General features: G+C 72.4%; 9 protein-coding genes. 3 read left to right on the forward strand and 6 right to left on the reverse strand.

The features are described from left to right. Positions 1-272 precede the first annotated feature (272 nt). From ACFY3I_RS22515 to ACFY3I_RS22525, 3 genes are all read right to left on the reverse strand, one after another. Entirely contained in the window at positions 273-1,916 is a 1,644-nt protein-coding gene (locus tag ACFY3I_RS22515) for a GGDEF domain-containing protein (protein ID WP_390862144.1), read from the reverse strand. Positions 1,917-2,028: 112 nt separating this feature from the next. After that, positions 2,029-3,219 carry a lipid-transfer protein gene (locus ACFY3I_RS22520; protein WP_390862146.1) on the reverse strand — a complete coding sequence of 397 codons (1,191 nt, stop codon included), beginning with the start codon at positions 3,217-3,219 and terminating at the stop codon, positions 2,029-2,031. Further along, complete coding sequence (locus ACFY3I_RS22525; protein WP_390862181.1) at positions 3,216-3,641, reverse strand: Zn-ribbon domain-containing OB-fold protein; 426 nt, start codon at positions 3,639-3,641, stop codon at positions 3,216-3,218. The genes ACFY3I_RS22520 and ACFY3I_RS22525 overlap by 4 nt, the downstream gene beginning before the upstream one ends. 204 nt (positions 3,642-3,845) lie before the next feature. Here ACFY3I_RS22525 and ACFY3I_RS22530 point away from each other — a divergent pair, with 204 nt between their 5' ends. Then, positions 3,846-4,379, forward strand: a complete 534-nt coding sequence (locus ACFY3I_RS22530; protein ID WP_390862148.1) for an NUDIX domain-containing protein — start codon at positions 3,846-3,848, stop codon at positions 4,377-4,379. Between the two features lie 10 nt (positions 4,380-4,389). Here ACFY3I_RS22530 and ACFY3I_RS22535 read toward each other — a convergent pair whose 3' ends face one another. Then, positions 4,390-6,750, reverse strand: coding sequence for a glycoside hydrolase family 31 protein (locus tag ACFY3I_RS22535; protein WP_390862150.1), 2,361 nt, complete (start codon positions 6,748-6,750; stop codon positions 4,390-4,392). 212 nt (positions 6,751-6,962) lie between these two features. Here ACFY3I_RS22535 and ACFY3I_RS22540 point away from each other — a divergent pair, with 212 nt between their 5' ends. Together ACFY3I_RS22540 and ACFY3I_RS22545 are read left to right on the forward strand one after the other, a co-directional pair. Further along, positions 6,963-8,930, forward strand: coding sequence for an acetoacetate--CoA ligase (locus tag ACFY3I_RS22540; RefSeq protein ID WP_390862152.1), 1,968 nt, complete (start codon positions 6,963-6,965; stop codon positions 8,928-8,930). A gap of 95 nt (positions 8,931-9,025) precedes the next feature. Beyond that, a complete protein-coding gene (locus ACFY3I_RS22545; RefSeq protein WP_390862154.1) occupies positions 9,026-9,919 on the forward strand; it encodes a hypothetical protein in 894 nt (297 codons plus the stop codon). Positions 9,920-9,989: 70 nt separating this feature from the next. Here the strand turns inward: ACFY3I_RS22545 and ptsP are convergent, their stop codons facing one another. Together ptsP and ACFY3I_RS22555 are read right to left on the reverse strand one after the other, a co-directional pair. Continuing rightward, positions 9,990-11,660 (reverse strand): phosphoenolpyruvate--protein phosphotransferase, encoded by a 1,671-nt coding sequence (ptsP, locus tag ACFY3I_RS22550; protein ID WP_365294253.1) that lies wholly within the window; start codon positions 11,658-11,660, stop codon positions 9,990-9,992. 102 nt (positions 11,661-11,762) lie between these two features. After that, positions 11,763-12,212: a PTS glucose transporter subunit IIA gene (locus tag ACFY3I_RS22555; RefSeq protein ID WP_365294251.1), complete on the reverse strand. Its 450-nt coding sequence runs from the start codon at positions 12,210-12,212 to the stop codon at positions 11,763-11,765. Positions 12,213-12,643: the final 431 nt, after the last annotated feature.

The raw sequence follows: 12,643 nt of genomic DNA on the forward strand, positions 1-12,643 counted from the left end.
CGGCGCAAAGAGCGGGAACGGTTCCCTTGCCGACGTCAGCCGAAGGCAGGGAAGGTCCCGCGCCCCGCCCGGCGTCAGTGACGAGCGTGCCGTAGCAGCCGAATCGCCCATGGGGGAGCGGGCACGAGGACAGGAGCGGCCCGTGGCGCAGTGCCTGATTACGCCGAGAATGTACGGCGATGTCGACCGACACCGGAAGTTTTCACCGGCACCCAGGGAGCGTCAAGGTCGCCGACGGGAACGATGACAGGCGAGTTGCCGGGAGGCGCTCCTCACGGCTCCGCCGTCGCGTAGCCGGCCTGCGCCGGACAGGCGCCCGAGCCGCGCCGGATCTCGTACCCGGGCAGTCCCGCCCGCCCCAGCACCCAGCTCGCCCCCCGCAGGGCCTTGGCCGCCTTCTTGAGCGGTGCCAGGGAGGCGGCCGCCTCCCTGTGGTCGGCCACACCGCCGGGGCCGCACACCACCGTGGCCAGGGACAGCGTGACGGGACGGCCGCCCGCGGACCAGGGCGCGTCGAGCACGTCGGTCACCAGCCGGCCCAGCCCCTCCTCGTCGGCGAGCACCAGGAAGTCGTCCCCGCCGATGTGCCCCACGCGCGCGTGCCCGGCGACGGCCTGCTGGAGCGCCTGTCCCACCGCGCGGATCAGTTCGTCGCCGGCCGCGAACCCGGCGCCGTCGTTGACCTGTTTGAAGTGGTCGATGTCCAGCCAGCTCAGGGCGAACACCCGGCCTTCCGCGATCCACCGGTCGGTCTCCCCGGTGATCGCGTCCGAACCGGGCAGCCGGGTCAGCGGATTGAGCCCGGCCGCCTCCTCGACGCGGGTCTCGGCGAGGGCCCGTACCAGGTCGGCGAGGCGTACGACGCCCACGCAGCGTCCGAGCCGGTCGACCACCGCCACGTCGTCCGAGGTGCGGTCCGGACCGCCGACGGCCACCACGTCCAGCACCTCCCACGCGGTCGCGTCGACGCCGACCGTGCGTGGCGCGTCGCCCAGCTTGAACGCCGGGCGGTCGGCGTACAGGGCGTGCCCGTAGCGGCCGGACATCGACAGCAGGAAGCGGGAGCGGTGCACCGAGCGGACGGGCGCGCCCGCCTGGTCCACCAGGAGGACACCGGACACCTCGGGGGAGCCGGTCAGCAGCGCCCGCACCTGCAACGCCGAAGCGGTGACCGGCAGCAGTGCGGCGGGCCGGATGAACTCCCGCACGGAGGGCCCGGAGTGCGGCGGGGGCGCGGCGGCGGCCAGACGCGGCGGCACGTACACGTCCGCCACCGGGATCCTGGCCGGGGGCGCGAAGAGCTCGCCCTGCGCCAGCCGGGCCCCGGCGGAGAACGCGGCCGCGTACTGGCTCTCGGTCTCCACGCCCTCGACGGCCAGCAGGGCGCCCAGTTCCTCGCACAGGGTCCGCATCGCCCGGACCGCGGCCGGCCGGCCGAGCAGCGAGGCGTCCAGCTTGATCAGGTCGGGGGAGAGGTCGGTGAGCAGCCGCAGCGGCACGTCCCCGTCGCCGATGCCGTCGGCGCTGATCCGGAACCCCTGGCCGCGCAGCGTCGCCACCGCCTCCAGCAGGGCCCGGTGCGGCACGTGCGTGTACGGCGGCACGACGTCCAGGGTCACCTCCCAGGGCATCCGTCCGGCTTCGCGGATGGCTCCGGGCAGCGCGCCGATGCCGCCGAGGTCGGCGAGCGTGGCCGCGAACACGTTGATGTGCAGCGGCAGCAGGGTCTCCTGGCGGGCCGCCGCGCGCAGGGCCAGCACGGCGAGCCTGCCGTCCAGTTCCGGGTTGCGGCGGGCTTCGGCGAGGATGTCACCGGTCTCGGGGCGGGCGAGGATCTCCAGTGCGGCGATCCCGCCGGTCGTCAGATTGACCACGGGCTGGAAGGCGAAACGGAGAGCATCCGTCCAGGAGCGCACGGGAGCATGATGGCGCCATCGGCGTACGCCCTGGGGCAGTTCATAAGACGTTCACGCACCATTTCGGGGTGATCACACTGTGTGTGCGAACCCTGCTGTCACACCCGCCCCGTCAGCGCACCGCTATCACGGACGAGCCGTGACCGAACAGCCCCTGGTTGGCCGTGATCCCCACGCGCGCGCGTGCCACCTGGCGGTCGCCGGCCGCGTCCCTCAACTGCCAGGTCAGCTCGCAGACCTGGGCGATCGCCTGGGCGGGCACCGCCTCTCCGAAGGAGGCTAGCCCGCCGCTGGCGTTGACGGGTACGCGGCCGCCGAGGGCCGTCGCCCCCTCGCGCAGCAGCTTGGCCGCCTCCCCCTCGGCGCACAGGCCGAGATCCTCGTACCACTGCAACTCCAGTGCGGTGGACAGGTCGTACACCTCCGCGAGAGAGAGCTCCTCGGGGCCGACGCCCGCCTCCTCGTAGGCTGCCCGCGCGATCGACGCCCGGAAGGACTCCGCCGCGGGGCCGACCGCGACCGCCGAGTCCGTGGCGATGTCCGGGAGGTCCAGCACCGTGTTGGGATAGCGCGGGGTGACCGTGGACACCGCACGGATCCGTACCGGCCGGGCGGTTCCGTGCCGGCGCGCGAACTCCAGGCTGGACAGCACGAGCGCGGCTCCGCCGTCGGAGGTCGCGCAGATGTCCAGCAGCCGCAGCGGATCGGCGACCACCTGGGAGGCGGCGACCTGCTCGGCGGTGACCCGATCCCGGTAGCGGGCGTACGGATTCAGCGCGCCCTGGGCCGCGTTCTTCACCTTGACCAGCGCGAAGTCCTCCGGAGTGTCCCCGAACACGGCCATCCGCCGGCGCGCGTACAGCCCGAAGTACGTGGGGTTGGTCGCGCCCAGCAGCCGGAAGCGCAGCCAGTCGGGGTCGTCGGGGCGGTCTCCGCCCGCGGGGCGGAAGAAGCCCTTGGGCGCCGCGTCCGCACCCACCACGAGCACCACGTCGGCGAGTTCCGCGAGGATCTGTGCCCGCGCCGCGGCGATGGCCTGTGCCCCGGACGCGCACGCCGCGTAGACGCTCGTGACGCGCGCCCCCTGCCAGCCCAGCGCCTTGGCGAAGGTCGCGCCCGCGACATAGCCGGGATACCCGCCACGCACCGTGTCCGCGCCCACTATGGAGCCGACGTCCTGCCAGCGCAGACCCGCGTCCGCGAGGGCCGCACGGGCCGCCGCCGCCCCGTACTCGACGAAGCCGCGCCCCCACTTGCCCCAGGGGTGCATGCCCGCGCCGAGGACCGCCACGTCCGCCGTCATGCCGTCACCTCCACCGGCCGCCAGTGCCAGGTGGCACAGGCCGCCTCCGGGTCCTCGCCCAGCACTCCGGGGACGACCTCGACCTCCATGCCCACCGCTAGGTCGGCGACGGTGATCCCGGCGACCGCCTGGCCCAGCACCACGATCCGCTCGGACTCCAGCTCCACGGCGATCAACGCGTACGGCACCCACGGACGTTCCGGATCGCTCACATAGGGTGACGGCGGGCGGTAACGGCTGTCGGTGTACGACCAGATCCGCCCGCGCGGGGAGAGCGGTACCTCCTCCAGGTCGCCGCCGGCGCACCCGGGATTGCGGCAGTGGGCGTCCTCGCGAGGGAAGAAGACCGAGGCGCAGGCCGCGCATCGGGTGCCCAGGAGCCGGAACCCCTCACCCTCGCCCGTGAACCAGCCCTCGACCACAGGTGTGCGTGTACGCGACAAAACTCCTCCAGGGCAAGGGATCTGACGGAACGTCAGAAGTGTGCCACGGCTCGTCGCGATTGGGCAGGCCGCGCCCGGGCCGCGGACGGCGACCCCGTCCCGCCGCCCGCGCCGGTTCACTTCCGGAACGAGGCGTTCCCGTGACCGTGAGACGTCGCTCCTGTGATCGGATAAAGTCCGCGCGTGTCCGAAAATCAGCACCCAATCGCCAACTCCGCTCCTGACTCGCATTGTTCGAGTTGCGGAACGCCCTACGGAGCGGGAGTCTCCGGCTGGCCGCGCACCTGCCCGGCCTGCGGCCATGTCGCCTACCGCAACCCCCTGCCGGTGGCGATCGCCCTCCAGCCCGTGTACGACACCAAGGGCACCGCCCTGGTCGTCATCACCCGGACCGTCGCCCCCGCCCGCGGAGGCACCGCGCTGCCCGGCGGCTACGTGGACGACCGCGAGGACTGGCGCCACGCGGTCGTGCGCGAACTCAAGGAGGAGACCGGCATCGACGCCGCCGTACGGGACGTACGGCTCGTCGACGCCATGAGCTCACCCGACGGGCACCTGCTGCTGTTCGGACTCCTCCCGGAGCGCCCGGCCGAGGGACTCCCGCCCTCCGACGCCACGGACGAGACGGAGGGATGGCACCTGCTGCGCAGGCCCGAGGAACTCGCCTTCCCCCTGCACAGCGTGGCCGTACGCGCCTGGTTCGAGGGCCGCTACTGAGCCCTCCGGCTCACTCCAGCCCCCGGACACGCACCGGATAGGGCGCCTCGCTCACGCCACTGTCCCCCTGCCGCCTCACCACCACCCGCCGGCCCTCCCAGCGGGCGACGAAACGCTCGACCTCCGGCTCGTCCCGGCCGTCGCCCGCGTCCGGCACGAACATCCCGCCCCCGGACCGTCCCCGCGCGGGAGCCCACACCTCCAGCCGTATCCCGCCGTCCTCGTCCCGAACGGGAAGCACGGCACCCGCGCGCGCGAGCACCGGGATCCGCGACAACGGGGCGTCCACGAGCACCTGCCCCGGCCCCTCGTACGCCCGCTCCGTCAGCGTGTCGTACCAGCGGCCCCGAGGCAGCTGCACCGCACGCCGGTCCGCCCCCGGATCCAGCACCGGAGCGACCAGCAGGGAGTCGCCCAGCAGGAACGCGTCCTCGCAGTCACGCAGCGCCCGGTCCTCCGGCGCACCCCACCACAGGGGCCGCACGTACGGCGCGCCGGTACGCCGGGCCAGATGCGCCAGTGTCATGAAGTACGGCAGCAGGCGCCGCCGCTCCACGAGCGCCACGCGCGCGTGCTCGAGCACCTCGGCCCCGAACTCCCACGGCTCCCTGCGCCCCGCCCGCATGCTCGCGTGCGTGCGGAACAGCGGCAGGTAGGCGCCCAGCTGGAACCAGCGCAGGAACAGCTCGGGCGACGGACTGCCGTCGAAACCGCCGACGTCCGGCCCGGAGTACGGCACCCCGCACAGCCCGAGCCCCAGGACGAGCGACAGGGACGCCCGCAGCCCCGGCCAGCCGGTGGCGACGTCACCGGACCAGGCACCCCCGTACCGCTGCATGCCCGCCCAGCCGGCCCGGGAGAACAGGAACGGCCGCTCCTGGGGCGCCAGTTCGCGCAACCCCTCCCAGGCCGCCCGCGCCATGCACAGCGCGTAGACGTTGTGCGCCTCCCGGTGATCGCCGCCCCGCCCCTCCAGGGCATGCCGTGACGCGCGCGGCAGCGTGGACTCCCCGAAGGCCGTGAAGGACGTCGGCTCGTTCATGTCGTGCCAGAACCCGGCGAAGCCCTGAGCCAGACGCTCCTCGTACAGTCCGCCCCACCACTTGCGCACACGCGCGTGCGTGAAGTCCGGATAGACCGCCTCGCCGGGCCACACCACGCCCTCCACCAGCCGCCCCGCGGGATCGCGGACGAACGCGTCCACTTCCGTCCCGCTGTCGTAGACCGCGTTGCCCGGCGCGGCCTTCACCGCCGGATCGACGATCGACACCAGCCGGATCCCGTCCCGCCGCAGCTCCTCCGCCAGCGTCGGCAGCTTCGGGAAGGCCTCGTGGTCGACGGTGAACACCTGGTGCGCGTCGAAGTGGTCGATGTCCAGGTGGACGGCGTCCAGCGGCAGACCGCGTTCCTGGTAGCCGCCGACGATCCGCCGGACCTCCTGCTCGCCGCCGAACCCCCAGCGCGCGTGGTGATGCCCGAGCGCCCAGGCGGGCGGCAGCGCCGGAGCACCCGTCAGTGAGGCCCAGGTGTGCAGCACGCGCGCGGGCGTGCCCGCCATCACCCAGCAACGCAGCGGACCGCCGTCCATCCGCACCTCGCTCCGCCCGGTCCGGTCATGGCCCGAACCAGCGCCCTCCTCACCCTCCCTGAGGGTCACCGTGCCGTCCCACGAGGTGTCGTGGAACACCAGGTGCGTGGCCGAGTCCGCCACCACCAGCTGCACCGGCATCGTGACGTAGAGCGGATCGTCGCCCGGCCCGAAGGGACGCCCGGGATCCGTGTTCCACAGCCGGTACGTGCCGTCACGCAGCCGAGGACCCGAAGCCCGCCCTCCCAGACCGAAGAACCGGGCGTCGGCGGCTACCTCCGACCGCTGCACCCACCGCGCCGGCCCCCCGTCCGCCGGCTCCCACCAGCGGGGCGGCAGATCCCGCCGCAGCATCGCCCCGCCCGGGGTGCACACCTCCACCGCGCCGTGCCGCGAGACGCTGACCTTCACCCGCTCCGCGACCACCCGCCAGCCGCCGTCCGTGTCGGGTTCGAGAACCGCCCGCGGGTCCGGCTCCGGACAGCGCTCCCCGAGTGCGTAGGACGGCTCGGGACCGGCCCCGTCCCAGCCCCAGAAGACCGCGCCGTTCACCGCGACCGTGATCCGCAGATCGGACCGGCCGAACCGGATCACACCCCCGCCGGGACCCGGCACCGCCTCCCGCACCAACCCCGGCACCCGGGCACGCTCGGCCCCCCGCGCGGGCAGCCCGGCGGCATCGATCCGCTTCCTGCGCCACGCCGCCCGCACGGTACGCAACCCCTGAGCCGCCTTCCTCGAACCGACCACTCTCACCGAACGCACCAGGTCACGACCGTCCATGCTGCTCACCCTGCCACTCAGCGCTCCACACGCGCGTGCCGTTCAACTGCCGTTCACCCGTGCCGGGACCACATCGTCACGACACGGACTATGTGGAGCGCACCCTGGTGTAGAAGTCGATCACATGGCATCGTCCCTGTCAGCCGCGTACGCGCACACCCCAGCCCGTGCGCGCCCGACGCACACCAGCGCAGAAGCCCGGGAGCCGCCCCATGTCGACCGCGAACCCCCAGCCGCTCTGGCAACCCGATCCGCACCGGATCGCCCAGGCGCAGATCACCAGGTTCCAGACCTGGGCGGCGGAACACCACGGAGCCCCCGCCGAAGGCGGCTACGCGGCCCTGCACCGCTGGTCCGTCGACCACCTGGACACCTTCTGGAAAGCCGTCACGGAGTGGTTCGACGTCCGGTTCGCCACGCCCTACGCGCGCGTACTCGGCGACCGCGCGATGCCCGGCGCCCAGTGGTTCCCCGGCGCGACGCTGAACTACGCCGAGCACGCCCTGCGCGCCGCCACCACCCGCGCGGACGAACCCGCGCTCCTGTACGTCGACGAGACCCACGAACCACGCCCGGTCACCTGGTCCGAACTGCGCCGCCAGGTGGGCTCCCTGACCGCCGAACTGCGCGCCCTCGGCGTCCGCCCCGGAGACCGTGTCAGCGGCTACCTGCCCAACATCCCGCAGGCCGTGGTCGCCCTCCTCGCCGCCGCCGCCGTCGGCGCGGTCTGGACGTCCTGCGCCCCCGACTTCGGCGCCCGCAGCGTCCTGGACCGCTTCCAGCAGGTCGAACCCGTCGTCCTGTTCACCGTCGACGGCTACCGCTACGGCGGCAGGGAACACGATCGCCGCGAGACCGTCGCCGAACTCCGCCGCGAACTGCCCACCCTGCGCGCGGTCGTCCACATCCCGCTGCTCGGCACCGCCGCCCCCGAAGGCGCCCTGGAATGGTCGGCCCTGACCTCGGCCGACACCGAGCCGGACTTCGAACAGGTCCCCTTCGACCACCCCTTGTGGGTCCTCTACTCCTCCGGCACCACCGGCCTGCCCAAGGCCATCGTCCAGTCCCAGGGCGGCATCCTGGTCGAACACCTCAAACAGCTCGGCCTGCACTGCGACCTCGGCCCCGAGGACCGCTTCTTCTGGTACACCTCGACCGGCTGGATGATGTGGAACTTCCTCGTCTCGGGCCTCCTCACGGGCACCACGATCGTCCTGTACGACGGCAGCCCCGGCTACCCCGACACCGGCGCCCAGTGGCGGGTCGCCGAACGGACCGGAGCCACCCTCTACGGCACCTCCGCCGCCTACGTGATGGCCTGCCGCAAGGCCGGCGTGCACCCCGCCCGCGACTTCGACCTCTCCCGGGTGCGGTGCGTCGCCACCACCGGCTCACCCCTGCCCCCGGACGGCTTCCGCTGGCTCCACGACGAGGTCCGCGACGACCTGTGGATCGCCTCCGTCAGCGGCGGCACCGACGTGTGCTCCTGCTTCGCCGGCGCCGTACCCACCCTCCCGGTCCACACCGGCGAACTCCAGGCACCCGGCCTGGGCACCGATCTCCAGGCCTGGAACCCCGACGGCCACCCCGTCATCGACGAGGTCGGCGAACTGGTCGTCACCAACCCCATGCCCTCGATGCCCGTCCGCTTCTGGAACGACCCCGACGGCAGCCGCTACCACGACAGCTACTTCGACATGTACCCCGGCGTCTGGCGGCACGGCGACTGGATCACCGTCACCTCCCGCGGCTCGGTGGTCATCCACGGCCGCTCCGACTCCACGCTCAACCGCCAGGGCGTACGGATGGGCTCGGCCGACATCTACGAGGTCGTCGAGCGCCTGCCCGAGATCAGGGAATCCCTCGTCATCGGGATCGAACAGCCCGACGGCGGCTACTGGATGCCCCTCTTCGTCCACCTGACCCCGGGCGCCGTCCTGGACGAGACCCTGCTGAACCGCATCAAACAGGCCATCCGCGAACAGCTCTCGCCACGCCACGTCCCCGACGAGGTCATCGAGGTCCCCGGCATCCCGCACACCCTCACCGGCAAACGCATCGAGGTCCCGGTCAAGCGACTCCTCCAGGGCACGCCCCTGGAGAAGGCCGTCAACCCCGGTTCCATCGACAACCTCGACCTGCTGGGCTTCTACGAGGACCTGGCCCGCAAGCGCGCCTGACCGCCCACACGGACCCCACCGGCATAGACCGCGGCCACTGTCAGTGGTCGCGGTTACGGTGAGTGAGCATTGATCGACCGCTCACAGGGGGAACCATGGCACACACCGACCACCGGGCCATGCGACGCGTCCTGCGCCGCGAAATCGCCGGCACCATCGGCCTGCTGACCGACGAACACGACTTCCGCGCCATGCGGCGCTACCGCACCTTCACCTTCGACGACCACACCACCTACCTGGGGCAGATCGAGGCCCTCCTGCGGACCCGCGCCGCGGAGGGCACGCACACCACACTCGCCCTCTTCGACCCCGAGGAGTACGCCGAGTTCTGCAGGGACACCGGCCTCGATCCTGACGACCCCGCGGCCCGTACCCGCTTCACCGCCGAACTCTCGGCCACCGGCGCCACCGTCCCGTACGACGGCCGCCCCCTCACCGACCTCGTCCCCGCCCTCGTCGACGAGGCGGTACGCCAGGCCACCTGGGAGTACGCCAGCACCCTCCTGGGCCGTCTCGGCCCATGCCCCACCTGCGGCGAGGACATCGGACGCGCCGCCTTCGCCCGCGCCGCCCACCTCCTCACCCGCGTCCTCGACAGCGCACCACCGGGCGACCGGCACCTGGTCTGCAGCGTCTCCGGAGAACCCGAAACGCTGGTCACCGTCCTCCACGCCGACCGGGACACCGAGGGCACCACCCGGCTCGACGAAGCCGAAGCCCTCGAATTCACCAGCGTCCTGGCCCTCGGCCTCGCCACCCGCAGCCCCGGCGGCCTGGTCATGCGCACCAGCGCCCCCGGCACCCCCGACCGCGTCTGCGGCTGGCGCCTGCGCGACGACCGCCTCGCCCCCCTCACCGCCTCCGAGGTCTTCGACGCCTACTGCACCGACGTCGAAACCGGCGACCTCATCTCCCCGGAACCCGACGTCGAGTACTGCCCACCCCCCGAGCTGGGCGACCAGGACACGGCACCGGGCCACCACCACTGAAACGCCGCGGGGGCGCCCCACCCACAGGTGGAGCGCCCCCGCAAGAAAAGCCGGCCACGACCGCGCCCGGCTACTCGCCGGACAGCACCGCCTGCGCCGCCGCCCGGGCCTCGTCCGCGCTGTCGGCGGCACGCGCGGCCGAAGCGGCCCGCTCGCACTGGGCCAGCGTGTACTTGGCCAGCGCCGCCCTGACGTAGGGAATCGACGCCGCGCCCATGGACAGGGAGGTGACACCCAGACCGGTCAGCACACACGCCAGCAGCGGATCGGCCGCGGCCTCGCCGCACACGCCACAGCTCTTCGCCTCGGCCTTCGCCGCCTCGGCGGACAGCGCGACCAGGTCGAGCAGCGCGGGCTGCCACGGGTCCTGCAGCCGGGACACCGCACCGACCTGACGGTCCGCGGCGAACGTGTACTGCGCCAGGTCGTTCGTGCCCAGCGACAGGAACTCGACCTCCTGGAGGATCGAACGCGCCCGCAGCGCGGCCGACGGAATCTCCACCATCGCGCCGAACTTGGCGTGCAGCCCGGCCGCACGGCAGGCGTCCGCGAACGCCCTGGCGTCGGTACGGTCCGCCACCATCGGCGCCATGACCTCGAGGTGGACGGGCAGCCCCTCGGCCGCCTTCGCCAGCGCGGTCAGCTGCGTGCGCAGCACGTCCGGGTGGTCCAGCAGCGTCCGCAGACCACGCACACCCAGCGCCGGGTTGGGCTCGTCCGCCGGGGTCAGGAAGTCGAGGGGCTTGTCCGCACCCGCGTCCAGCACCCGCACGACGACCCGGCCCTCCGGGAACGCCTCCAGCACCTGACGGTAGGCCTCGACCTGCTTCTCCTCGGACGGCGCGTTCTTGCTGTCGTCCAGGAAGAGGAACTCGGTACGGAACAGACCCACACCCTCGGCACCGGCCGCCACGGCCGCCGGCACATCCGCCGGACCGCCCACATTGGCCAGCAGCGGCACCTTGTGCCCGTCCGCGGTGACCCCCGGTCCGGTCGAGGCGGTCAGCGCCGCCCTGCGTTCGGCGGCCGCGGCCTCCAGCTCGGCCTTCTTCTCCGCACTCGGGTTCACGAAGATGTCGCCGGTGCTGCCGTCGACGGCGATCACCGTGCCCTCGGCCAGCTCGCCGGCGCCCGGAAGCGCGACCACGGCCGGTACACCGAGCGCGCGCGCCAGGATCGCGCTGTGGCTCGTCGGACCGCCCTCGGCGGTCACGAAGCCCAGCACCAGATTCGGGTCCAGAAGAGCGGTGTCCGCAGGCGCCAGATCCCGCGCCACCAGCACGTACGGCTCGTCGCTGTCCGGGACACCCGGCATCGGAACGCCCAGGAGCCGGGCGACGATACGATTCCGCACATCGTCCAGGTCGGCCACGCGGCCGGCCAGGTACTCGCCCGCTCCGGCCAGCAGTTCACGGTACGCGGCGAAGGCGTCGTACACAGCGCGCTCGGCGGTGCTGCCGACGGCGATCCGGCGCTCCACGTCCGCCATCAGCTCAGGGTCCTGGGCCATCATGGCCTGCGCCTCGAGAACGGCCTGCGCCTCACCGCCGGCCAGGTTGCCGCGCGCCGTCAGGTCGGCGGCCACCGCCTCCACAGCCTGCCGGGCGCGCGCGGGCTCGCGCGTCGCCTCTTCGGCGGAGATCTGCTTGGCAGGCGGCTCAAGCACCGCCGTCCCCATGTGCCGAACCTCGCCGATCGCCACTCCGTGGCTCACGCCGACGCCTCGCAGCGTTGTCTCCATCTCACCCGTCTCCGATAGTGCGGCGGGTCCCGCCGCCGTGATGGTTGTCGTGGTCGCCGTCCTCTCCGTCCGTGTGGGTGAGGAGGAACGGCGCCGGGGTCGTCAGTTCCAGACGAAGAGGCTGTCGCCCGACTTCACGTCCCCGTCCTCGCGGACCTGGGAGAGGGAGTCGGCGGTGGCCTCCAGCGCCACGACCGGACACACCGGGGACTTGCCGGCGGCCTCGACCTCGGCGGGGTTCCAGCGGATGACGGCCTGGCCGCGGGTCACGGTGTCGCCCTTGTTGACGAGGAGCTCGAAGCCCTGGCCGTTGAGCTGCACGGTGTCGATACCGAGGTGCGTGAGCACGCCGTGGCCGCTGTCGTCGACGACGACGAACGCGTGCGGGTGCAGGGAGACGATGACACCGTCCACCGGCGCCACGGCCTCGGAGGGTTCGCGCGCGGGGTCGATGGCCGTACCCGGGCCGACCATGGCCCCGGAGAAGACCGGATCCGGCACGGCGGCCAGTCCGATGGCGCGTCCTGCCAGGGGGGACGTCACGGTGGTCATGGGAAGCCTCCCGGAGATGGCGCTGCTAACGGGCCGTCACTGCCTGTCCCGGACGGCACTGAGCAGCAGCGTATGTCAGATGAAGTGGCGGTTCCGCATGGAAGCTACCACCTAGTGGTCTAGACCACCAGCCCAATCGATTTGCATGGGCTCCAAGGCTCCGTGTACAGTCGTACCCCTGCCTGAGAGCGAGCGGCGCGATATAGCGTCCTTACTCGGCAGCACCCAAACTCGTCAGATCCAAACTTGGATCGCCTTCCGCATGTCCGTGGGACGGTGGTCAGGGGGCCGGAAAAACGCTGATAGAGTTTGGACCGCCGGAAAGGGAAACGCGAGAGCGGAAACCTGGAAAGCGCCGAGGAAATCGGATCGGAAAGATCTGATAGAGTCGGAAACGCAAGAACGAAGGGAAGCCCGGAGGAAAGCCCGAG

The organism is Streptomyces sp. NPDC001068 (assembly GCF_042897315.1).
GTDB lineage: Bacteria > Actinomycetota > Actinomycetes > Streptomycetales > Streptomycetaceae > Streptomyces.